The sequence below is a fragment of the Mesorhizobium sp. CA8 genome (assembly GCF_020164955.1).
Classification (GTDB): domain Bacteria; phylum Pseudomonadota; class Alphaproteobacteria; order Rhizobiales; family Rhizobiaceae; genus Mesorhizobium.
This window is the reverse complement of sequence record NZ_JAIUHG010000041.1, coordinates 13999-35135: the sequence shown is the minus strand read 5'-3', so window position 1 is coordinate 35135 and position 21137 is coordinate 13999. Positions and strand designations below refer to the sequence as shown.

Genomic DNA, 21137 nt, shown 5'->3' with positions numbered 1-21137 from the left:
GGGCAGTAGGGCAGTAGGGCAGTAGGGCAGTAGGGCAGTAGGGCAGTAGGGCAGTAGGGCAGTAGGGCAGTAGGTGTCTCCTTCCCTATTGCCTAATCCCTACTGCCTCTTTCCCGGTTTCTGCCAACCCGTGCCGAGCAGCCCGATCTCGCGGAGCTCCCTGTCCATCGTCTTCGCGACGTCCCGGCGCCCGGCGCCGATGTCGCGCAGCTGGCTGTCGGAGAGGTCTTCGACCGACTCGTGCGGCAGCCAGACGGCGACGCGGGCCTGGCGCAGCCAATCGCGTGCTGAACGCAGCCAAAGCGTGACGCCGGAACGGGATTCCAGGGTGGTGCAAGGCTTCAGGGCGATCTCAGACATGGCTCTATCCGTGTTCTCCGGATATCAAATCCGGTTTTACAGTGTTTCGATGAAGCAATGATGCCGGATTGAAAAACAAACGGGAAACGAGTAGTTCTTTTCTGATCATCAAGTTTTATTTGGAGATCGCATGTCCAAGCTGCTGCCGGGAACGCGGGCGCTGAGGACGTTCGAGGCGGCTGCCAGGCATCTCAACTTCACCCGCGCCGCGGACGAGCTCGGTCTGACGCCGGCGGCGGTCAGCCACCAAATCAAGGAAATAGAGGATCAGCTCGAGCTGGTGCTGTTCACGCGCACCAGCCGCACCATCCGGCTGACGGAGGCTGGCAATGTGCTGCTGGAGGCCTCGGTCGACGCGCTCGACCTGCTGAACCGCGCCGTCAGCCGCGCCCGCAAGATGACCCGCGGCACGGCGCTGCTGAAGGTGACGCTCGACGCGCAGTTCGCGACGAAATGGCTGATGCGCCGCGTCGACGACTTCCGCAAGCAAAAGCCGGGCATCGAGCTGCGCTTCGACATTACCTACGATGTCCGGGATTTCGACCTCGACGACGTCGATGTCGGCATCCGCTTCGGCGCCGGCAAATATCCGGGGCTCTGCGCGCATCGGCTGTTCGAGAACATCATCATCCCGGTGTGCAGCCCGGCGCTGCTGGCGTCAGGTCCGCCGCTGAAGGAGCCGCGCGACCTTTTCAACCACACGCTCGCGCATATCGAATGGTCGCGGCAAGGCGTGACCTGGCCGAATTGGAGCATGTGGATGCACGCGGCCGGCGTCGACGACTTCGACGACAGCCGCACGCTTGTCTTCGGGTCCTCGACCGATGCCACCCAGGCGGCGCTCGACGGCAACGCGGTGGCGCTCGCCGACTTTGCCATGGTGGCCAACGATCTCTCGCAAGGGCGCCTGGTGCGGCCCTTCGAGCTCGGCATCAAGGTTGCGCCGGAATTCGCCTATTTCCTGGTCTATCCCGAGGCGGCGAAGGACGACGCGCGCGTCGTCGCCTTTCGCGAATGGCTGCTGGACGAGGTGGCGAAAACGCCGACCTGAATCAGTCTAGCCCGCTGGCGCCGCGGGCGCGCCGAACCAGCCGACGATGGCGCCGATGATCAGCATCACCCCCAGCCAGTGGCCGGCATCGATCAGGGTGAGGGCCCAGCCGAAGCCTTCATAGCGGTGGTTGACGGTGAGCGTGGTGGCGATGAAGCCCAGCCAGAGCACGAAGCCGAACAGCAATCCCGCGGTCGGGTTCGGCTCGCCGCCGGTTATGGCGCCCACCACCAGCGTCAGCACGAGCGCCATGATCAGCTCGGCGATGAAGCTGACGATGAACGGAACGGCCGAGCGCTTCATGGTTGCCGGGTCGAGCTTGGCCGCCTTCAGCCAGGGCTTGCTCAGGCTCATGTACCAGGCGGCGCCGAACAACCATGCGACGACAGCGGCGACAATCACCGCCAGCCAGTTCACGACCGAAAAATCCATGTTTCCCCTCCAGATCGAAATGCGATGGAACGCTTGTTCGCCCGTCGCGTCAAGCAAAGCGCCAGACCGTCGTGCGCTTGACCTCGGCATCCTCCAGCACGCGCGTCACCGGAACCTGGTAGACGGCAAGCGATTCGAGCCCGGTCCTTGGGAGGTAGGCGCGGCCGGGATCGCCGACGAGGATCTCGGCGCCGCGCGCCTTCAGAGAGGCGAACCAGGGCAGCAGCCGGTCGGCGAAAGCCTTGTCGTAGAAGACGTCACCGGCGAGCACGACGTCCCAGCCGTCGTCGGTGCCGACGCAATCCGTGCCGCGGAATTGCGCTTCAACGCCGTTGGCTTCGAGGTTGATGGCGATTGCCGTTTCGCAGAACGGGTCGACGTCGGCGGCGATCACCTGCTTCGCGCCGGCTTTCATCGCTGCGATTGCGACAAGGCCGGATCCGGAGGCGAAATCCAGCACGCGCCTGCCGCGTATCGTCTCCGGGTGGTCGAGCAGATAGCGGGCGAGGCCCTGGCCGCCGGCCCAGGCAAAGGCCCAGAAAGGCGGCGGCAGGCCGATCTCGGCCAATTCCTCCTCGGTGCGCAGCCACAGGTCATGCGCCTCGTCGGCGAGGTGCAGAAGCACTTCCGGCACATGCGGCGGCGCCATCAGCGCCGTATTGTCCAGGATGAACTTTTTCGCGCTTTTCGGCGTGAGCTTCGTCACGGCGCCGGATTGAGCTCGGCCATGCGGCAGACCTCTTTCCATTCGGCCGGCGTCACCGGCTGCACGGAAAGCCGGCCAAGCCGGACCAGCGCCATATCGGCGAGCTTGGGGTTGGCCTTGACCTGTTCCAGCGTCACCGGCTTCGGCACGTCCCTATAGGCGCGGATGTCGACGCATTCCCAGCGCGGATCGTCGGTCGTGGTGTCGGGATGCGCCAGCGCGCAGACCTCGGCGATGCCGACGATGTCGAGGCCCTCATTGGAATGGTAGAAGAAGCCGAGATCGCCGATCTGCATCGCCTTCATATTGTTGCGGGCGGCGTAGTTGCGCACGCCGTCCCATTGCGTGCCGGCCTGGCCTTTGGCCTTCAGCGCCTCGAAGGAAAAGACCGAGGGTTCGGACTTGAACAGCCAGTAGTTCATATCGTTTGTCCTATCGCTTTGTCGCGCCGCCACGCACGGCGTTCCGTCTATGCTTACTCTCTCGCCGTCGCTGCGGCGAGAGCAGCCAATCATGCGCCGGCGGGCTTCTGGAAGACCCAGTTCCACGGACGGATCTGGACGCTTTCGAACAGGCCGGCCTTGGCGTAGGGATCGGCGGCGGCCAGGGCTTGGGCAGCAGCCATGTCCGGCGCCTCGATCATCACCAGGCTGCCGTCGGGCTTGCCGTCGGCGTCAAGGAAGGGACCCGCAAAGGCAAGCTTGCCTTCGGCGATCAGGCCTTCCAGGAATGCCGCATGCGCCGGCCGCGTATCGACGCGCAGCTGTAGGCTGCCGGGCTTGTCCTTGCAAATCAACGCAAACAGCATTTTCAGCTCCGATGGTTCAGATGTCGGTTTCGGTCTTAAGCGGGCGTGTCATCAGCGCGGTCACGGCCTGGCCGATGGTCACCTTGCCGTCTAGAATGGCGGCGACGGCCGAGATGATCGGCGCCTCGATGCCGCGCTCGGCGGCGATACGGGCGGCGATGCCAGCCGTCGGCACGCCTTCGGCCAGCGGCAGGCCGGCAAGGGGCTTGCCCTGGCCGAGCGCTAGGCCGTACGCGAAGTTGCGCGATTGGGCGGAAGAGCAGGTGAGCAGCAGGTCGCCGAGGCCCGAAAGCCCCATCAGCGTCTCTGGCTTCGCACCGAAGGCGGCACCGATGCGGCGCAATTCGACAAAGCCGCGTGTCACCATGGCGGCCTGGGCGCTGGCCCCCAACCCGGCGCCGGTGACGGCGCCGGCGGCGATGGCAAAGACGTTCTTCAGCGCGCCGCCGATCTCGACGCCGATCAGGTCGTCGCTCGAATAGCAGCGCAGGTTCTCCGCCGAGAAGCGCGCGGCAAGCTCGGCCGCCAATTCCGCATCGCGGGCGGCAACCACCACGGCGGTCGGCAAGCCGCGCGCGACATCGCTGGCGAAGCTTGGGCCGGAAAGTGCCGCGACCGGATTGCCCGGCAGGCTTTCCTCGACGATCGCCGAGAGAAGCGCGCCGGTGTCGCGCTCGATGCCCTTGGCGCAGAGCACCAGCGGCATGCCTGCAGGAACGTGGTTGCGGGCAGCGGCCAGAACGGCGCGCAGCGACTGCGCCGGCGTCACGGCAAGCACGCAGTCGGCGCCGTCGAGCGCCGCGGCAATATCGCTGGTGGCCGCGATGCCGGGCGCGATTGTGATGCCGGGCAGGTAGCGCGGATTCTCGCCGCGGCCGATGGCGGCGACGGTCTCAGTGTCGCGCGCATAGAGACGGGCATCATGGCCGGCGCGCAACATGGCCAGCGCCAGCGCCGTACCCCAGGCGCCACCGCCCAGCACCGCAACGCGCCAGCCGCTGGTGCTTTTCTTGGTCATGCCTTGGCACCGCGCCGGCCCGAGCCGACCAGGGGTGCGGATACACTGTCGAGCGGCCAGCGCGAGCGCGGCACGAAATCGGCGGTGTTTTCGTCGGCAATGCCGGCGCGCAGCCGCTCGATGCCGGCCCAGGCGATCATCGCCGCATTGTCGGTGCAGAGTTTCTGCGGCGGCGCGACAAATGCGAAGCCGGCCTCGGAACACAGCGCTTCGAGTGTCGCCTTGATCGTGCGGTTGGCGGCGACGCCGCCAGCAACGACCAGCGCCGGCTTGGACTGGTCCGGAAATTCCTGGCGGAAGCGCGCTAGGGCGCGGCCGACGCGATCGCCCAGCGCGTCCGCCACCGCCGCCTGGAAAGAGGCGCAGATGTCGGCGACGTCCTGGTCGCTCAGCGGCGCGATCGCCGTCGCCGCCTGGCGCACCGCCGTCTTCAGGCCGGAGAAGGAGAAGTCGGGTTGCGCCGAGCCCTTCATCGGGCGTGGGAAGGCAAAGCGGTCTGCATCGCCGCTGGCGGCCGCCTTCTCGACATTCGGGCCGCCGGGATAGGGCAGGCCAAGCATCTTGGCGGTCTTGTCGAAGGCTTCGCCCAGCGCATCGTCGATGGTGGTCGCCCAACGCTGGTAGTCGCCGACGCCGCGCACCGCGACGATCTGGGTGTGGCCGCCGGAGACGAGCAGAAGCAGATAAGGAAAATCGAGACCGTCGGTCAGCCGCGCGGTCAGCGCGTGGCCTTCGAGGTGGTTGATGGCGATCAACGGCTTGTTGGCGGCAGCCGCGATTGCCTTGGCCGTCATCAGGCCGACGATCAATCCGCCGACCAGGCCGGGACCGGCGGTGGCGGCGATGGCGTCGACCTCGTCGAGCGATACCGCCGAATCGGCGAGCGCCGCCTCGACGATGCCGTCCAGCGCCTCGACATGGGTGCGCGCGGCAATCTCGGGCACGACGCCGCCGAAGGCTGCGTGCTCCTCGATCTGGCTGAGCACCACGTTGGACAGGATTTCGGGCGCGGCGCCGCCGTCCAGCGCCACCACGCTGGCCGCCGTCTCGTCGCAGCTCGTCTCAATGCCCAGAACGCGGATCAATTCGTCGCTGTCCTCGAAGATTGTATAACCGGCCTTTCCCCGATAGGAGGTCTGCCGCTATTCAGGTGATGCCGGCCTGCAAGTGGCGGCTTTCTGCGCTTCCGGTGCTCACGTGCTTTAAGTACGCTCCGCTCCGGTTCTCGCAAGCCACCATTTTCGGCTCGGCCTGACCTGAATCTCGACAGACCTCGGCCAAGGACGGGGGTTATCACGGACCGCGCGCCATGCAAACTTTGAAAATCGGAACACGCGGCAGCCCGCTAGCATTGGCCCAGGCGCATGAGACGCGGGCGCGGCTGATGCAGGCGCATGGCCTGCCCGAGCAGGCGTTCGAGGTGGTGCCGATCTCGACCAGCGGCGACCGCATCCAGGACCGGCCGCTGTCGGAAGCCGGCGGCAAGGGCCTGTTCACCAAGGAGATCGAGGAGGCGCTGCTCGACGGCCGCATCGACATCGCCGTGCATTCGTCGAAGGACATGCCGACGGTACTGCCCAATGGTTTGGAGCTTGTCACTTTCCTGCCGCGCGAGGATGCGCGCGACGCCTTCATCGGCAGGAAGGTGAAGCGGATCGCCGACCTGCCGCTTGGCGCCACAGTCGGGTCGTCGTCGCTGCGGCGCCAGGCGCTGATCCGCCGCATGCGGCCGGACCTCGACGTGGTGATGTTCCGCGGCAATGTGCAGACCAGGCTGCGCAAGCTGGAGGAAGGCGTCGCCGAAGGCACCATCCTCGCTTATGCCGGGCTGAAGAGGCTCGGGCTCGAACATGTCGTCACCGACCTGATGCCGCTGGAAGTTTTTCCGCCGGCGCCGGGACAAGGCGCGATCGGCATCGAAACGCGCATCGACGATAGCGACGTCGAGAGAATGCTGGCGGCCATCCATGATGTGCCGACCGGCCAGGCGCTCACCTGCGAGCGCGCCTTCCTCGCCGCGCTCGACGGCTCCTGCCGCACGCCGATCGCCGGCCATGCGACGGTGTCGGGCGAGAAACTGTCCTTTGAGGGGCTGATCATCTCGCCCGACGGCACGGAATCGCATGAGGTCCGGCTGGAAGGTGAGGCCGCGGACGCGGCGGAGATCGGCCTGGACGCGGCGCGGACAGTTCGCGCCAGGGCCGGTGCGACATTCTTCGAAGGCTGGGCCTGACATGGTCCGCGTCCTGGTGACGAGGCCGGAGCCGGGCGCGTCGCGCACGGCACGACGCCTCGAAGCCCTGGGATTTCAGCCTGTCCTGCTGCCGCTGACCGAGACCAGCGCATTGCCTGTCGAGGCGAGCATCGATGGCGATGCCGTCGCTGTCACTGTTACCAGCGCCAATGCGGTGCGGCATGCGCCGAAAGCTCTGGTCGCGACGCTTGCGCGGCTGCCTTGCCACACGGTAGGGAAAAGGACAGCCGAAGCCTGCCGCGCGGCGGGATTTTTTGCCGTCACCGAGGGTCCGGGCGATGCCGAGGCGCTGGCCGACGCCATCGCCGGTGGCCTTGCCGGCAAGACACTCGTCTACCTGTGCGGCCGCGTCCGCTTCCCGCTGTTCGAGCAGCGGCTATTGGCGGCGGGCGTGCATGCCCAGGCGATCGAAACCTACGACACGACAAGCATCGACTATGGCGATGACGATATAGCCGCCCGCCTGTCGGGCCGGCCGATCGACGCCGCGCTGCTCTATTCGGCCAAGGCCAGCCTGGCGCTGGCCAGCCTGATTGCGCGGCCGGCCTTGCGCCATCTCTTTGAGAAAACGGAATTCCTGGCGCTTTCGGCGCGTGTGGCCGAGCCGCTGGACGGGGTTGCCGGTATCAGGGTCCGCACTGCATCCAAACCCGAGGAAGAGGCGCTGCTGGCGCTTTTGTCGCTGCCTGCCTGAGCCGCGTCATCACACCGCCCCTTTTCACCGCTTGGTGATGTGCTAGAGCATCCTGACGCTCTGGACCCCTTTGATCCATCCTCAAGCCATTTTGCGGAGCCCAAGCATGGTCAAGACGCCGAAGATGCGACATTCGAAGACCCGGCGCGAGCCGGTGACCATCGAACTCGAGCCCGGCGCCGTCTCGCGAATCACCGACGAGGATGCCGCCAAGGCCGAAGCCAAGACAGCGCAAACCGACGAGGCGAAGGCGGAAGAGGCGTCCGCCGCTTCACAGCCGGAGGCGCCGGAAGAGCCGATCCATGCCGAGCAGGCCGATATCGAGCCTTGGGAGCACAGCGACATCGCCCAGGCAGCGGCCGATAAGCCCGATGCCGGCAAGGACGAGCCGGAGGCGCCATATCCCGGCGGTTCCGACGCGAGCCAGCCCAAGGGCTTCGATTATAATTTCGAGGACGCATCCGCGCCGGGCGCCGGCGCCTCGGCATCGAAGCCAAGCGAGACACGGGACGAGGATCGCGTGCAGCAGCCCCCACGCAGAACCGGCGTCAACGCCATCGCTGCGGGCGTCGTCGGCGGCGTGATCGCGCTTGCCGGCGCCGGCCTACTGCAAGCGGTCGGCTTGGTCGGCTCGTCGGGATCGGGCGGCGGGTCGCTCGATAGCGTCAACGGCGAGATCGCTTCGCTGAAAAGCGAAATCGCGGCGTTGAAGGCAAGCGGCGGCACCGGGGCGTCGGCCAAGGTCGATGGCCTGTCCTCGGCGCTCGACCAGATCAAGGCCGATGTGGCGGCGCTGAAATCCTCGGCCGGCCAGGGCGGCGACGGCGCCGCGCTCAAGGCGCTCGGCGACAAGGTCGGCCAGATCGAGACAACCGTCGCCGAACTGCAGAAGAAGGGCAATGCGGCGCCCGTCGATCTCGGCCCGCTCAACGAGAAGATCGCCGGGCTCGATGCGCTGGTGAAATCGACCGACGAGGCGGCCAAGGCCGAGGAGGGTCGGGTCGCTGCGCTGGAGCAATCGGTGTCGCAGCTTTCCGGCAAGGTCGAGGCGCAGGCCTCGCAACCCAAGATCGCGCTGGCGATCGCCGCCTCGGCGCTGAAGTCGGCGCTCGATCGCGGCGCGCCCTTCGCGACCGAACTCGACACGTTCGCGGCGATCGCGCCTAATGCGCCCGAGCTTGCGGCGCTGCGCTCCTATGCCGAAAAGGGCGTGCCGACCCGCGCCACCATCGCTGCGGAGGCCGATGCCGCCGCCAACGCCATGATCGAGGCGGCAAAGCCGGTCGACCAGAATGCCGGCTTCTTCCAGAGCCTGGTGTCGAGCGCTGAATCGCTGGTCAAGGTGCGGCCGGTCGGCGCCGTCGAAGGCAAGGGGGTGCCGGAAACCGTGGCTCGCATGGAAGTGGCGGTCAACCAGGGCGACTACGCCAAGGCGCTCAGCGAATATGACACGCTGCCGGACGCGGCAAAGGCAGCCGGCGCCGACTTTGCCGGCAAACTGAAGGCGCGGCTCGAGGTCGAAAAGCAGCTCGAAGCGCTGATTGCCGGCGCGACGAAGGCTTAAGGAGACAAGATGATCCGCCTCCTCGTCTTCCTCGCCGTCGTCTTCGCGCTCGGGCTTGGCTTTGCATGGCTGGCCGACCGTCCGGGCGAGATGATCGTCACCTTCAACGGCTACCAGTACCAAGTCACGCTGATGGTGGCGGCGGTGGCGATCGTCGCCGTGGTTGCCGCGGTGATGATCGGCTGGTGGCTGATCAAGTCGCTGTGGAACAGCCCCTACACGATCTCGCGCTATTTCCGTGTGCGCCGCCGCGACCGCGGCTATCAGGCGCTGTCGACCGGCATGATCGCGGCCGGCGCCGGCGACGGCGCGCTGGCGCGCAAGAAGACCAAAGAGGCCGCCAAGCTGATCAGCTCCGACCGGGAGCCGCTGATCAACCTGCTCGACGCGCAGGCCTCGCTGCTCGAAGGCGACCATGAAGGCGCGCGCGAGAAATTCGAGCGCATGCTCGACGATCCCGAGATGCGGCTGCTTGGCCTGCGCGGGCTTTATCTGGAGGCCGAGCGCCTCGGCGACCGCAATGCCGCGCGCCACTATGCCGGCCGCGCCGCAGCGGTGGCGCCGCAGCTTGCCTGGGCGGCGGAATCGACGCTGGAGGAACTCACCGAACGCGGTGACTGGGAGGGCGCGCTGAAGCTGGTCGAGGCGCAGAAATCGACCAGGCAGATCGAACGCGACGTCGCCAATCGCCGCCGTGCCGTGCTGCTCACCGCCAAGGCGCAGGCGCTGGTCGACAGCGACCCGAACGCGGCCCGTACCGCGGCGCTCGAAGCCAACAAGCTGGCGCCGGATTTCGCGCCGGCCGCGGTGATCGCCGCCGATCTGGTTATCCGGCAAAACGACGTGCGCAAGGGCTCCAAGATATTGGAGACCGCCTGGAAGGCCGAGCCGCATCCCGACATCGCCGAGCTCTATACCCATGCCAGGCCGGGAGACGCCGTGCTCGACCGCCTCAACCGGGCGAAGAAGCTGCAGGAATTGAAGAAGAACCATGCCGAGTCGGCGATGGCTGTGGCGCGCGCGGCTCTCGACGCGCAGGATTTCGCCACCGCGCGGCGCGAGGCGGAGGCCGCGATCCGCATGGATCGCCGCGAGGGCGCCTATCTTCTGCTCGCCGATATCGAGGAGGCCGAGACCGGCGACCAGGGCAAGGTGCGGCAGCTGCTGTCCAAGGCGGTGCGCGCGCCGCGCGATCCGGCCTGGGTGGCGGACGGTGTCATCTCCGAGCGCTGGGCGCCGGTGTCGCCGGTCACCGGCAAGCTCGACGCCTTCACATGGCGTGCGCCGATGGAGCGGCTCGGCCAGCTGATCGACAGCGACGCGGATGTCGGCGTACCGGCGATCACCGCTGCGCCTCCTGTCCAGCCTGTCGCCGAGAAGGCAATCGACGTCGTCGCCGATGCTCCGGCCGAGAAGCCGGCGCCGGTGCCGTCAAACGGCGGCGAGAAGGACGCGGCCGTTGCGGAAGCCGACAGTGAGGCTGAAATCGGCGAGCCCGGTTCGGAGCTGCCGCCTCTGCCGGATGACCCTGGCGTCACGCCGGAAGAAGAAGCGGAAAAATCGCAGCGCCGCTTTCGTTTGTTCTGAGGCTGTGTTCTGGGACCGAGTCTGGTGGGCAGGGAAAAAACATCGATGTTCGAGCGCGTATTGTCCTTCCTGAGGGATCTGCCGGCTGGGCGCGAGGCCAAGCCGAGCGCCGACGATCCGCGCGTCGCGGCTTCCGCGCTGCTCTATCATGTGATGAACGCCGACGGCGTGCGCCAGGACGTCGAATGGGAACGGTTCAAGCAGATCCTGGCCGAGACCTATTCGGTGCACGGCGAGGAGCTCGATGCGCTGGCGGCGGCCGGCGAGCGCGCCGACAACGAGGCGATCGATCTCTACGCCTTTACCAGCGTGCTCAAGCGCCACCTCGACCCCGAGGCGCGCAAGGCCTTCATCGGCCTGATGTGGGAAATCGTCTATGCCGATGGCGAGCTTGACGAGCTCGAGGACAACACCGTCTGGCGGGTCGCCGAGCTGATCGGCGTCGAGCGTCGTGATCGCATCGAGGCGCGCCGCAAGGCGGCGGCCGAGGTGCCCGGCGCGCGGGGCGAATCGAGCGACGAATAGCAGGATCCTTCGCCTTCCATGCCACCCAGACCGAGGCCGAGACCAAAAATCCTGATCGTGCTGCATCAGGAGACTTCGAGTCCCGGCCGCGTCGGCCATATGCTCCTGGAAGAAGGTTTCGACCTCGATATCCGCCGGCCGCCATTGGGTGACGAATTGCCGTGCACGCTGGACGATCATGCCGGCGCGGTTATCTTCGGCGGCCCGATGAGCGCCAATGACGAGGACGAGTTCGTCCGCCGCGAGACGGACTGGCTGCAAATCCCGCTCAAGGAGAACCGGCCCTTCCTCGGCATCTGCCTCGGGGCGCAGATGCTCGCCAACCATCTCGGCGGCAAGGTCGAGGGCCATGGCGAGGGCCTGGTCGAGATCGGCTGGTATCCGCTGAAGGCGACCGATGCCGGCAAAAAGCTGCTGCACTGGCCGGAGATGGTCTATCAGTTCCACCGCGAAGGCTTTTCGCTGCCGAAGGAAGCGACACTGCTGGCGACGGCGGAAACCTATCCCAACCAGGCGTTCCGCTATGGCGACAATGCCTGGGGCATCCAGTTCCATGGCGAGCTGACAAGGATGATGATGCAGCGCTGGGTGGTACGCGGCGCGCATCGCTTCGAGCTGCCCGGCGCGCAGCCCGGCCGCGACCATCTCGGCGGCCGGCTGATCTGGGACATGCACCTCAAGCGCTGGCTGGGCGAGTTTTTGGGGCTGATTTTTGGGCGGCCGGCTGTGGGGTAGGGTCAAAGGCGAATAGCCCGAGACGGAGCTTAAGCCAAAGACGACTTCGCAGTCGGCGCTGTGCACTGGCAGTCTCGCCGGTATAGACGAGCGGCGAATCTGTGCTAAGGCGCCGCCCGATCAATCAAAGGAAGACACCGTGAGCGAACTGACCTTGGCCGAGGCGACCGAAAATATCTATGCCTCACTCCGAGCCGACAATGCCGACCTCGATGCGCATATCGCGGCACTCAAGGCAGCGCTGGCGCGGGAGGGAAAGAAACAGGCGGTGTTCGATCCGGCCAAGCTGGTGCAGAACAACCGCGCGGGCCGCAAGTTGATGCAGGCCTATTTTCGGCAGCGCGGCGTGAGCGTGAGCTTTTCGGAGTAAATCTGCTCGCGATCCTGTCTCGCGGGTCGACGCGCAGCGTGATTGGGCCGAGCGTCGGATCCAGTGGCTTGGATTCAGAACTCGATCAATTCCGGCTGTTCAGGTGCCGGACCTGCCGTAGCGCGGGGAACAGATAAGCCCACAGGCCGGCGACGGCGATGGCGCCGATGCCGCCGACCACAACGGCGGGAACCGTGCCGATCAGCGCCGCCATGGTGCCGGCGCGGAATTCGCCGACCTCGTTCGAGGCGCCGACGAAGACCTGGTTGACGGCGTTGACGCGGCCGCGCACCTCGTCCGGTGTCCAGAGCTGGATCAGCGTCTCGCGGATATAGACGCTGAACATGTCGGTGGCGCCGAGCAGGGCAAGTGCCGCGATCGACAGCCAGGTGATGGTCGAGACGCCGAACAGCACGGTGAAGGCGCCGAACAAAGCGACGAAGCCCAGCATGATCTTGCCGGCGTGGTTGCGGATCGGGTGGCCGGCAAGCCAGACGGCGACGCAGATGGCGCCGATGCCGGGCGCCGAGCGCAGCAGGCCGAGGCCCCAGGGGCCGAGTTGGAGGATGTCACGCGCATAGACCGGCAGCAGCGCCGAGGCGCCCGACAGGAGCACGGCGAACAGGTCGAGCGAGATCGCGCCGAGCACGATCTTCTCGCTCCAGATATAGCCGAAGCCGGCAAACAGCGTCTGCATCGTCGGCTTGTCGGTGGCCGTCTGCTGGGCGGGCTTCGGGATGGTGAAGATCAGCAGCCCGGCGGCGAGCATGAGGACGGCGGCGGTGGCGTAAGCGACTTCCGCCGACACGCCGTAGAGCAGGCCGCCGGCGACCGGGCCAACGATGGTCGCCGTCTGCCAGGCCGACGAATTCCAGGCTATCGCGTTGGCGAAATCCTCCTGCGGCACGAGATTGGCGAACAGCGAGGACGAAGCCGGGCCATAGAAGGCGCGGGCTATGCCGAACATGACCAGCACGGCAAAGATCGGCAGCGGGCTGGTCAGGCCGCGCAGCGTCAGAAGCAGCAGGGCCAAGGCGCAGCCGGCCTCGACCAGGGTCGCCAGCGTCATGATCAGCCGACGGCCGAAGCGGTCGGCGACGACGCCGGTGACCAGGACCAGGAGCAGCGAAGGCAGGAACTGGACGATGCCGACAATGCCGAGGTCGAACGGATCGCGGGTCAGATCATAGACCTGCCAGCCGACAGCGACCGAGACGATCATGGTGGCGAAGGTGGTGAGGAAACGCGCCGTCCAGTAGCTGAGGAACGGGCGATGCCGGAACGCGGCGTAACGCTGGTCTGGTGACGTTGCTTCGACGGTCATGGTTCGAGGGCCCCGTTCGACGATGGCCGGCGGGGCACTTCCACGGTGGGCGCTGGTCCGGCCGCAACCCTTTAGCCCAGTTCGCTTCACCATGCGCGCAAAAAATCCGCGCTGGATCCAAGAAAATCGAAATTCTCTGCTCTGGTGAGGGGGCGTTCAGCCTCTCAATGCGGCCGAGATGGCCGCCAACCCGCCGCGCAACTCCGCTTCCCCCGGCCAGCCGAAACCGAGGCGGAAGAAGCGTTTCGGCATCTCGAACCAGTGGCCGGGACCGACATAGGTGCCGTGCTGCTCCAGCAGCCTCGTGTAGAATTTGTCGAGGTCGAAGCCGGTATCGACGTTGAGCCTCGGAAAGCCGACGACGCCGCCTTGCGGCCGCACCCAGTCGACCAGCTTCTCGCCGTCGATCCAGTCCTGCACGACGTCGCGGCGCCTGGCCATTTCGGGGAGCAGCGATGCGAGGAAGGCATCACGGCGTTCGAGCGTGGCGCGGGCGATCGCCTCGTCGATGACGCTGCCGCAGATACCGATCTGCTCCTTGGCGGCGAGGAACGTTTCCTGCAATTGCGGATCGCGGGTCACCAGCCAGCCGATGCGGATGCCCGGGATGCCGAAGGCTTTCGACAGCGAGCAGACGCTGATGGCGGCGGGGCTGAGCGAGGCCGCCGCCGGCAGGCGCTGTCCATAAGAGAGGTCGCGATAGGTCTCGTCGACCAGCAGCCGGCATTTGCGGCTCTCGGCAAGCGCGACCAGCGCGTCGAGGTCGGCGCGTGTCATCATCGTGCCGGTCGGGTTGTGCGGGCAGGTGACGCTGATCAGCTTGGTGTTCGGCCGCAGCTCCGCGCCGACGCGCTCGATATCGACAGCGAAGCCCTGGTCGAAATCGAGATCGACATAGGAGATGGCGCAGCCGATCGCTTTCGGCGTCTCGATGTTGGTGGCGTAGTTCGGCCGCACGACCACGAGATGGTCGCTGGCCGACAGCAGCGCGGTGGAGACGATGAACAGCGCACCGGCCGCGCCAGCGGTCACCAGCACATCGCCGGGAGAAAGGCCCTCGTCCTGCGCTGCGATCAGCGCCCGCAAGTCCTTGTCGCCGCGATGCTCGCCATAGAACAGCGTGAGGTCGGGCAGCGCTAGGCGGATGTCGGAGAGTTTCTGGTCGGCGATCGAGCTTTCGGAGAGATTGTAGCGGATGCGGCCGTAGCCATATTCCTCCGGCGCCTCTTTCTCGATCACCATCCTGGTGTAGTTCATGGCCGTCCCCCCGGTTACGGCGATATCCAAGCCCTAAAAGCAGGAAGCCTGCCAAGGCGGATTCCTCGGCAGGCTTGCTTAAACCATTGGTGCAGGCGCGTTATTTCAGGCCGTCGCCTTGGCCTTCCTGCCCTTGGCAGGCTTCACCGGTTCCGGTTCGGCCTTGCGGCCGAGGCCGATCGACTTGGCGAGCTGCGAGCGCGAGGCCGCATAGTTGGGAGCGACCATCGGATAGTCCACCGGCAAGCCCCATTTGGTGCGGTAGGCTTCGGGCGTCAGGCCGAAATGCACGCCGATATGGCGCTTCAGCGATTTGAACTTCTTCCCGTCCTCGAGACAGATGATGTAGTCCGGCGTCACCGAGCGCCTGGGATTGACGGCGGGGACCGGCGGGGGTGCCGCGGGTTCCGCCGGCTGGCTGATCCCGCCAATCGACGAGGCGACGCTGGCGATCAGTCCGCCCAGGTCCGAAGCGGGCAGGCGGTTTTTCGCGACATAGGCCGATACGATGTGAGCGGTGAGCTCGAGCAGGTCGACTTCCTTGGCTGTGCTGGTGTCCTCGTCCACGTAGTCCCTCCATTTCTGCCGCATGGTCGCGGAACCGATCCGGTTTTCGCGGTGTGTAATATCGATGCGCTGCGAGCGTTGTTGGCGAATTCGGAATGCCGCAGGGGCCGCAGGCCGGCGAATTCCTAGTCGGCAAATCTGCGCAACGCAACGTTTTATCGCGTCAATACACGCTGTTTTGAACAATTATACTGGAATGTAACAATATCAGACGATCAGCGCCTTGTCGCGCCATAGACGAAATCCACCCTCGAAAGCCCGAGTGTTGTCGCCGCGGCGGGATTTTTCAGGCAATTCATCGAGCTTGTCGACATTGCCGCCACCGATCACGACATAATCCGGCTGCAAGGCGGCGCGAAGCCTGTCGACGACGTCGAAAACGTATTTGCGCCACTTCTTCTTCCCGTGCTTCACCAGGCCGCGTTCACCGACGTAATCCTCGAAAGTTGCTCCCTTTTTGTAGGGCAGATGAGCGAGTTCCATGGGCTGGCCGACATTCTCGAGGATCATGGCGGCGCCCAGGCCGGTGCCCAGGCCGAGGAACAGCATGCGGCCACCGTCATAGCTGCCGATCGCCTGCATCAGCGCGTCGTTGACGAGCTTCACCGGCTTGCCGAAAGCGGCGGTGAAATCATAGCCGTTCCAGCCCTTGCCGAGATTGAAGGGATCGAGCGAGGGCTTGTTGTCGCGCACCGGGCCGGGATAGCCCATCGAGATGACGTGGTAGTCCAGGCCCTCGGCCAGTTTCTTGACCGACGAGACGACTAGGTCCGGGGTCAGGCCCGGTCCGGACGCGGCGCGGCGCATCTCGCCACCGGCGCTGGTGAGGATCTTCACGTGCGAGCCGCCGACATCGACGGTGAGCACGATCGGATCGCTGCTTACCGCGGCTTTCTTTGCTGCCTTCGCCATTCCGTCCTCCCCGGAAGTTACTTGGCCGGATTGATCCAGCCGTTCGGCGGACCGAAACCTTTCATAGCGTCAGCCGGTCCCCAGGTCTTGGGCGCATAGATCGCCGGCGGTGTGGTGTCGCCGAGCACCGGTCCGACGATGCGCCAGGCAAGCTCGGCCGCGTCCTGGCGGGTGAAGAGCTGGCCGTTGCCGTTCATGGCGTCGCCGATCAGCCGCTCATAGGGCGGCATGTCGCCCTTGGTGTCGTCGAGCGCGGTCAGCTCCACCTGCTCGCCGATCATGTCGTCGCCGGCGACCTTGCGCTGGGCGCCGATAGAGATCGCCACCTGCGGGTCGATGCGGAAGCGCACATAATTGGCGTCGCCCGGCTTGATCGGATCGAAGACGTCGAGCGGCGGACGTTTCAGCCGCACGATCACCTCGGTGGCGTGCACCGGCATGTTCTTGCCGGCGCGGATGAAGAAAGGCACGTCCTGCCAGCGCCAGGTGTCGACGAAGAAGCGCACCGCGGCGAAAGTCTCGACCGGTGAGTTCGGCCGCACGCCCGGCTCGGCCAGATAGCCGTCGAACTGGCCGCGCACGACATCGTCCTTGGTCAGCGTGCGGATTGCGCGCAGCACCTGCACCTTCTCGTCGATCAGGTCGTCGGCCGAGCGGCCGACCGGCGGCTCCATGGCCAAAAGCAACAGGATGTTGAGCAGGTGGTTCTCGATCACGTCGCGGATGCAGCCGACCTCGTCATAGAATTTGCCGCGGCCCTCGACGCCGAAATCCTCGGCCATGGTGATCTGCACGCTCTCGACGAAGTTGCGGTTCCAGATCGGCTCGAGGAAGGAGTTGGCGAAGCGGAAATAGAGCAGGTTCTGGATCGCTTCCTTGCCGAGATAGTGGTCGATGCGGAAGATCGACTGCTCGTCGAACACCAGATGCAGCACCCGGTTCAGCCAGCGCGCCGACTGCAGATCATGGCCGAAGGGCTTTTCGACCATCAGCCGCGCGCCGCGCGCGGTGCCGGACTGCTCTAGGCCCTGCACGACCGTTTCGAACATCGTCGGGGGGACGGCCATGTAATGCAGCGGCCGCTGCGCGGAGCCCAGCGCCGTCTTCAGCTTCTCGAAGGTCGCGCCGTCGCGGTAGTCGCCGCTGACATAGCGCAGCAGCGAGGCGAGCTTGGAAAAGACCTTGTCGTCCACCGCGCCCAGCGCGGTGACGATGCCATCGCGCGCACGGTCCACCAATTTGGGAAGCTCCCAGGGATCGAAGGCGACGCCGATCACCGGCTCGCTCAGCGTGCCCTTGGCGACCATCTGGTAGAGCGCCGGGAAAATCTTCTTATGCGCAAGGTCGCCGGTCGCTCCGAAAATCACCAGCGTGTCGGACCTCTCCTGGCTCATGCAGTCTCTCCCCTCACGCGCCGGTCTTCGGCTTCTCGACATGGCCGCCGAAGGCATAGCGCATGGCGGACAGGAGCTTGTCGGCGAATTGCGATTCGCCCTGCGAGGAGAAGCGGTCGAACAGCGCCGAGGACAGCACCGGCGCCGGGACGCCGGTGTCGATCGCCGCCTTCAGCGTCCAGCGGCCTTCGCCGGAATCGGAGACACGGCCGCCGAACTGGGCGAGCGACGGGTCGTTCTTCAGCGCGCCGGCAGTGAGATCGAGCAGCCAGGAGCCGATGACGCTGCCATGCCGCCAGACCTCGGCGACCTGCGGCAGGTCGATGTCGAACTGATAGTATTGCGGGTTTTCGAGCGGACTGGTCTCGGCGTCCGATATCCTGGACCGCTTGCCGGCATTGGCCGACTTCAGGATGTTCATGCCCTCGGCATAGGCGGCCATCACGCCATATTCGATGCCATTATGCACCATCTTGACGAAGTGGCCGGCGCCGCTCGGTCCGCAATGAAGATAGCCGAAGGGCGCCGTGCCGGCATCCTCGGGCGGATTGGCGCCTGCATCGGCGCCCGGCGCCAGTGTGGCGAAGACCGAATCGAGATGCTTCACCGCCTCGTCAGGCCCGCCGATCATCAGGCAATAGCCGCGCTCGAGGCCCCAGACGCCGCCGCTGGTGCCGACATCGACGAAGTTGATGCCCTTAACCGCAAGCTTCGCCGCCTGGTCGACGGCCTCGTGATAATAGGAATTGCCGCCGTCGATGATGATGTCGCCCGGCTCCATCAGCGCCGCGACCTGGTCGACGATCCTGCCGGTGATCGCGGCCGGCAGCATCAGCCAGGCGCAGCGCGGCTTGGCGAGCTTGCCGACGAACTCCTCCAGCGAGGCGGCGCCGACCGCGCCGTCCTTCACCATGCCGGCGACGCTTGCTGAATTGATGTCGTAGACGACGCATTCATGGCCGTCGCGCATCAGGCGCCGCACCATGTTGGCGCCCATCCTGCCCAGTCCCATCATTCCGATCTGCATGGTTTCATCCCGATTGCTTGAGGAAGGAGAAGTACAATGGCCCTGCTGGATCACGATTGAGCGTCGATGCCGACGCTGAAGTCGACATTCTCCCAACGCATCGCCCCGGGCCAGAAAAAAGTGAAAACGATGGTGGTGCCCGGCTGCAGGCGGCTGACGGGCAAATCCACCAGATGGATGCCGAACGCATTCTCGGCCGTCTTGCTGTCCTGCACGGTCAGCCATTTGTCGCTGCTCCAATGGACGACGCCGGGCGCCGACAATTCGACGCGCAGCGCCTTGCCGGCCGGAATGGAGCGGATTTTGTTGTTGAAGCGCCAGATCCTAAGCGGCGAGACCGTCTTGCCCTTGATGTAGCGTTCGACGCCTTGCGGCGGCAGGTCGAAGACGGCGCCGTCGCGCAGCGAGCGCAACAGCTTGATGTGCTCGGCATGCGCCCAGACCAGCGGCATGGCGCTGCCGGACGGTTTGCCCAGCCAGAGCTCGCGGTCAGGCATGTCCGGGCGATCCCAGACCTGCTCCGGCAGGACGCCGCCCACGCCGGCCGAACGTTCGAAAGTCTCAAGCAGCTGCGCCGCCCTGTCCCTGCGGCCGGCGGCCAGCTCGTAATGGGCGCGCTCGCCGGCAAGCAGCGGCCACGGCCGGCCCCGGCCGGTGCCGTCGAAAGGCGCGCCGTCCTCGTGCTCGCCATAGCCGTCGCCGGTATAGCGGCACCAGAGCGGGCCTTGGGGCAGGTCGCAGCGCAGCTCGGTGTCGATGGCCTTGACGGTGTTAAGGATGCGCGGGTCGTCCGCGGCCCTCAGGCCGAAGCGGACCAGCGCCAGGGCATCCGGGCTGATGATCGCCTCGGCCGGCTTGTCGCTGTCGCCCGGCGGCCGGTTCTTGATCGGCACGAAGCCGTCCTTCGGCGAGGCAGCGCTGCCATCGTCGGGCGGGGCGATGCGGACATAGTAGCCGGCAAGACCTTCTCGGGCACAGAGCTCGGTACCGGTGACATAGGTCCAGCGCTCGATCTGATCGTTCCAGCAATCGGCGATCTCGCGCAGATAGTTTGCCGGCTCATTTTTGCCGCAGGCGTCCAGCATGTCGGCCGCCGCAAGCAGGCCCGCTATTTCCACGGCCAGTGTGAAAGGGCTGTGGCCGGCATCCTCTTCCCAACGATCCTGGCCGGTGACCGGGCCGTTGCGCACGACATAGGCGGCCGCGTTCTCGATCATCGCCAGGAAGTCGGCGAGCTTCGACTTCGGCAGATGGCCGGCGCGGCGCAACGCGTCGGCGAGCAGCAGCGGAAAGGCGCATTCATCCATCTGGATGCCGGGCCAATAGGCGGTGCCGTCGGACCAGCAATTTTGCGGCCAGTGGCCGTCCGGCTGCTGGATCGAACGCAGATAGGTGAGGATCTGCAGCGCCTGCCCGCCGTCGCCGGCCGCCAGAAAACCGCCCGCCGTCTCGACCAGGTCGCGCGGCCAGACGAGGTGATAGCCGCCGAGATCGTCGTCGCCCTTGTTGAAACCCCAGGGGATCGACAGGCTGGCGACGGCGGCGCCCGGTGTCGCGATCGACAGATGCGTCGCCAGCACCGCCGTGCTGGCGCGGTAGGTGTTCAGACCGGAGGCGCCGCGGCGGTCGAGCTTTTCCAACCCTGCCTGAAATGTCCGCCAGTTCTCGACATAGGTTTTCGCGGCCGGCTCGAAACCCTGTTGCAGGCTTGCAAGCGCAAGATCGGCGGCTTCCTCGGGCGAAGCGCCAAAGCCGAGCGCCAGCAAGGCAACCGCCCTGCCGGCCGAAAAACCGATCTCGCCGGTCAGCGCGACATTGCCGTTTTCGGCTATATGAGAGGAAGGATCGAGCGCGCCGCTGTCGTGCAGTTGGTGCCAGCCGTCGGAGAAGCCGACATAGCCGGCCGAACAGGCGCCCCAGGGCAAAGAGGAGGCGAGTGCCAGCGACACGCCGCGTCCTGTGGCGAAGAGAAGGCGCTGTCCTTTGTGCTCGCCGATCCAGGCCGTGTTGCCCATGCCGGCGTTGACGAGATGCGGCGCAAGCAGCGCGTAAACGCGATAGTCAGCCGCCGAGCCATTGATCGCGCTGAAACGTACTTCTTGTAGCAACACAGGTCGTTTCGGATCCGTAATGGTCCGCTTCCCAATCTGATACGCGCCGTCGAAGGCGATATTGGTCAGCAGGTAGCCGGGGACGCCATCCTCGAAGGGTTCGAACGTATGGGCCGCATCGCGCTTCTCTTCGGAAAAATAACCGCCGGGGCCGGTGACGATCAGTCCCAGGTCGCGCGTGCAGGCGCTGTCGAGGCGCGGATAATAGATTTCGTTCAGGATGCCGTGGCTGGTGGTGAACCAGAGCGGGCTTTTTGCCGAAAGGGCGGTTCCGACGCCGCTCTTTGCGCTTGACGTCCAGCGCGCCGGAATTCCGGGCGCGCCTTTAGCAACCGTCGGCGTCACTGCCATGCATTGGCCTCCTGCCGCGTTCCTAGACCAGGAGTCGCCGTCTTTTCAATCGTCGCACCGCAAGTTGATCGAGCAGTGCCAATGCTTTGC

General features: G+C 65.9%; 22 protein-coding genes. 8 read left to right on the top strand and 14 right to left on the bottom strand.

The annotated features are described in order from the left end of the window. Positions 1-99: 99 nt before the first annotated feature. A complete protein-coding gene (locus LB553_RS29295; protein ID WP_224518439.1) occupies positions 100-360 on the bottom strand; it encodes a hypothetical protein in 261 nt (86 codons plus the stop codon). 130 nt (positions 361-490) lie between these two features. Between LB553_RS29295 and gcvA the strand changes: the two genes are divergently transcribed. After that, positions 491-1411, top strand: a complete 921-nt coding sequence (gene gcvA, locus LB553_RS29290; RefSeq protein ID WP_224518438.1) for a transcriptional regulator GcvA — start codon at positions 491-493, stop codon at positions 1409-1411. A gap of 6 nt (positions 1412-1417) precedes the next feature. Here the strand turns inward: gcvA and LB553_RS29285 are convergent, their stop codons facing one another. The 6 genes from LB553_RS29285 to tsaD all read right to left on the bottom strand — a co-directional run bounded on the left by LB553_RS29285 (position 1418) and on the right by tsaD (position 5457). Continuing rightward, positions 1418-1843, bottom strand: a complete 426-nt coding sequence (locus tag LB553_RS29285) for a DUF1761 domain-containing protein (protein WP_224518437.1) — start codon at positions 1841-1843, stop codon at positions 1418-1420. Positions 1844-1892: 49 nt separating this feature from the next. Then, positions 1893-2591 carry a class I SAM-dependent methyltransferase gene (locus LB553_RS29280; protein WP_224518436.1) on the bottom strand — a complete coding sequence of 233 codons (699 nt, stop codon included), beginning with the start codon at positions 2589-2591 and terminating at the stop codon, positions 1893-1895. Then, positions 2546-2971: an EVE domain-containing protein gene (locus LB553_RS29275; RefSeq protein WP_224518435.1), complete on the bottom strand. Its 426-nt coding sequence runs from the start codon at positions 2969-2971 to the stop codon at positions 2546-2548. The genes LB553_RS29280 and LB553_RS29275 overlap by 46 nt, the downstream gene beginning before the upstream one ends. 89 nt (positions 2972-3060) lie before the next feature. After that, positions 3061-3357, bottom strand: a complete 297-nt coding sequence (locus tag LB553_RS29270) for a YciI-like protein (protein ID WP_040996441.1) — start codon at positions 3355-3357, stop codon at positions 3061-3063. A 16-nt stretch (positions 3358-3373) separates the two neighbouring features. Further along, positions 3374-4375 (bottom strand): NAD(P)H-dependent glycerol-3-phosphate dehydrogenase, encoded by a 1002-nt coding sequence (locus tag LB553_RS29265; protein WP_224518434.1) that lies wholly within the window; start codon positions 4373-4375, stop codon positions 3374-3376. Continuing rightward, positions 4372-5457, bottom strand: coding sequence for a tRNA (adenosine(37)-N6)-threonylcarbamoyltransferase complex transferase subunit TsaD (tsaD, locus tag LB553_RS29260; protein ID WP_224518442.1), 1086 nt, complete (start codon positions 5455-5457; stop codon positions 4372-4374). Before tsaD ends, LB553_RS29265 begins: the two co-directional genes overlap by 4 nt. A 227-nt stretch (positions 5458-5684) precedes the next feature. On the opposite strand from tsaD, the gene hemC reads away from it, so the two are divergent. The 7 genes from hemC (at position 5685) to LB553_RS29225 (ending at position 12104) form a co-directional block, all read left to right on the top strand. After that, positions 5685-6608: a hydroxymethylbilane synthase gene (gene hemC, locus LB553_RS29255; protein ID WP_224518433.1), complete on the top strand. Its 924-nt coding sequence runs from the start codon at positions 5685-5687 to the stop codon at positions 6606-6608. Between the two features lies 1 nt (position 6609). Next, on the top strand, positions 6610-7323 hold the full coding sequence (locus LB553_RS29250; protein WP_224518432.1) for a uroporphyrinogen-III synthase: 714 nt from the start codon (positions 6610-6612) through the stop codon (positions 7321-7323). 106 nt (positions 7324-7429) lie between these two features. After that, a complete protein-coding gene (locus LB553_RS29245) occupies positions 7430-8887 on the top strand; it encodes a COG4223 family protein (protein ID WP_224518431.1) in 1458 nt (485 codons plus the stop codon). 9 nt (positions 8888-8896) lie between these two features. Next, positions 8897-10474 (top strand): heme biosynthesis protein HemY, encoded by a 1578-nt coding sequence (locus LB553_RS29240; RefSeq protein ID WP_224518430.1) that lies wholly within the window; start codon positions 8897-8899, stop codon positions 10472-10474. A 45-nt stretch (positions 10475-10519) separates the two neighbouring features. Continuing rightward, positions 10520-10999 carry a TerB family tellurite resistance protein gene (locus tag LB553_RS29235; protein WP_224518429.1) on the top strand — a complete coding sequence of 160 codons (480 nt, stop codon included), beginning with the start codon at positions 10520-10522 and terminating at the stop codon, positions 10997-10999. Positions 11000-11017: 18 nt separating this feature from the next. After that, the gene (locus LB553_RS29230) at positions 11018-11734 is read left to right on the top strand and encodes a glutamine amidotransferase (protein WP_224518428.1); all 717 of its coding nucleotides are present in this window, start codon (positions 11018-11020) and stop codon (positions 11732-11734) included. Positions 11735-11873: 139 nt separating this feature from the next. Continuing rightward, positions 11874-12104: a hypothetical protein gene (locus LB553_RS29225; protein ID WP_217574228.1), complete on the top strand. Its 231-nt coding sequence runs from the start codon at positions 11874-11876 to the stop codon at positions 12102-12104. An 85-nt stretch (positions 12105-12189) separates the two neighbouring features. Here the strand turns inward: LB553_RS29225 and LB553_RS29220 are convergent, their stop codons facing one another. From LB553_RS29220 to LB553_RS29190, 7 genes are all read right to left on the bottom strand, one after another. Next, positions 12190-13428 carry an MFS transporter gene (locus LB553_RS29220; protein ID WP_224518427.1) on the bottom strand — a complete coding sequence of 413 codons (1239 nt, stop codon included), beginning with the start codon at positions 13426-13428 and terminating at the stop codon, positions 12190-12192. A 156-nt stretch (positions 13429-13584) separates the two neighbouring features. Continuing rightward, positions 13585-14685 carry a pyridoxal phosphate-dependent aminotransferase gene (locus tag LB553_RS29215; RefSeq protein WP_224518426.1) on the bottom strand — a complete coding sequence of 367 codons (1101 nt, stop codon included), beginning with the start codon at positions 14683-14685 and terminating at the stop codon, positions 13585-13587. 105 nt (positions 14686-14790) lie between these two features. Further along, the gene (locus tag LB553_RS29210) at positions 14791-15276 is read right to left on the bottom strand and encodes a MucR family transcriptional regulator (protein WP_224518425.1); all 486 of its coding nucleotides are present in this window, start codon (positions 15274-15276) and stop codon (positions 14791-14793) included. 183 nt (positions 15277-15459) lie between these two features. Further along, complete coding sequence (locus LB553_RS29205) at positions 15460-16164, bottom strand: ROK family protein (RefSeq protein WP_224518424.1); 705 nt, start codon at positions 16162-16164, stop codon at positions 15460-15462. Positions 16165-16181: 17 nt separating this feature from the next. Then, positions 16182-17558 (bottom strand): glucose-6-phosphate dehydrogenase, encoded by a 1377-nt coding sequence (gene zwf / locus LB553_RS29200; RefSeq protein WP_224518423.1) that lies wholly within the window; start codon positions 17556-17558, stop codon positions 16182-16184. 13 nt (positions 17559-17571) lie between these two features. Beyond that, positions 17572-18585 (bottom strand): phosphogluconate dehydrogenase (NAD(+)-dependent, decarboxylating), encoded by a 1014-nt coding sequence (gene gnd / locus LB553_RS29195; protein ID WP_224518422.1) that lies wholly within the window; start codon positions 18583-18585, stop codon positions 17572-17574. A gap of 50 nt (positions 18586-18635) precedes the next feature. Further along, positions 18636-21047: a glucan 1,4-alpha-glucosidase gene (locus LB553_RS29190; RefSeq protein WP_224518421.1), complete on the bottom strand. Its 2412-nt coding sequence runs from the start codon at positions 21045-21047 to the stop codon at positions 18636-18638. Between the last annotated feature and the right edge of the window lie 90 nt (positions 21048-21137).

Bases quoted from the DNA above. Each gene is read 5' to 3' on its own strand.
- LB553_RS29295 (WP_224518439.1), bottom strand. From the start codon at position 360: ATGTCTGAGATCGCCCTGAAGCCTTGCACCACCCTGGAATCCCGTTCC.
- gcvA (WP_224518438.1), top strand. From the start codon at position 491: ATGTCCAAGCTGCTGCCGGGAACGCGGGCGCTGAGGACGTTCGAGGCG.
- LB553_RS29285 (WP_224518437.1), bottom strand. From the start codon at position 1,843: ATGGATTTTTCGGTCGTGAACTGGCTGGCGGTGATTGTCGCCGCTGTC.
- LB553_RS29280 (WP_224518436.1), bottom strand. From the start codon at position 2,591: ATGGAAAGAGGTCTGCCGCATGGCCGAGCTCAATCCGGCGCCGTGACG.
- LB553_RS29275 (WP_224518435.1), bottom strand. From the start codon at position 2,971: ATGAACTACTGGCTGTTCAAGTCCGAACCCTCGGTCTTTTCCTTCGAG.
- LB553_RS29270 (WP_040996441.1), bottom strand. From the start codon at position 3,357: ATGCTGTTTGCGTTGATTTGCAAGGACAAGCCCGGCAGCCTACAGCTG.
- LB553_RS29265 (WP_224518434.1), bottom strand. From the start codon at position 4,375: ATGACCAAGAAAAGCACCAGCGGCTGGCGCGTTGCGGTGCTGGGCGGT.
- hemC (WP_224518433.1), top strand. From the start codon at position 5,685: ATGCAAACTTTGAAAATCGGAACACGCGGCAGCCCGCTAGCATTGGCC.
- LB553_RS29250 (WP_224518432.1), top strand. From the start codon at position 6,610: ATGGTCCGCGTCCTGGTGACGAGGCCGGAGCCGGGCGCGTCGCGCACG.
- LB553_RS29245 (WP_224518431.1), top strand. From the start codon at position 7,430: ATGGTCAAGACGCCGAAGATGCGACATTCGAAGACCCGGCGCGAGCCG.
- LB553_RS29240 (WP_224518430.1), top strand. From the start codon at position 8,897: ATGATCCGCCTCCTCGTCTTCCTCGCCGTCGTCTTCGCGCTCGGGCTT.
- LB553_RS29235 (WP_224518429.1), top strand. From the start codon at position 10,520: ATGTTCGAGCGCGTATTGTCCTTCCTGAGGGATCTGCCGGCTGGGCGC.
- LB553_RS29230 (WP_224518428.1), top strand. From the start codon at position 11,018: ATGCCACCCAGACCGAGGCCGAGACCAAAAATCCTGATCGTGCTGCAT.
- LB553_RS29220 (WP_224518427.1), bottom strand. From the start codon at position 13,428: ATGACCGTCGAAGCAACGTCACCAGACCAGCGTTACGCCGCGTTCCGG.
- LB553_RS29215 (WP_224518426.1), bottom strand. From the start codon at position 14,685: ATGAACTACACCAGGATGGTGATCGAGAAAGAGGCGCCGGAGGAATAT.
- LB553_RS29210 (WP_224518425.1), bottom strand. From the start codon at position 15,276: ATGCGGCAGAAATGGAGGGACTACGTGGACGAGGACACCAGCACAGCC.
- LB553_RS29205 (WP_224518424.1), bottom strand. From the start codon at position 16,164: ATGGCGAAGGCAGCAAAGAAAGCCGCGGTAAGCAGCGATCCGATCGTG.
- zwf (WP_224518423.1), bottom strand. From the start codon at position 17,558: ATGAGCCAGGAGAGGTCCGACACGCTGGTGATTTTCGGAGCGACCGGC.
- gnd (WP_224518422.1), bottom strand. From the start codon at position 18,585: ATGCAGATCGGAATGATGGGACTGGGCAGGATGGGCGCCAACATGGTG.
- LB553_RS29190 (WP_224518421.1), bottom strand. From the start codon at position 21,047: ATGGCAGTGACGCCGACGGTTGCTAAAGGCGCGCCCGGAATTCCGGCG.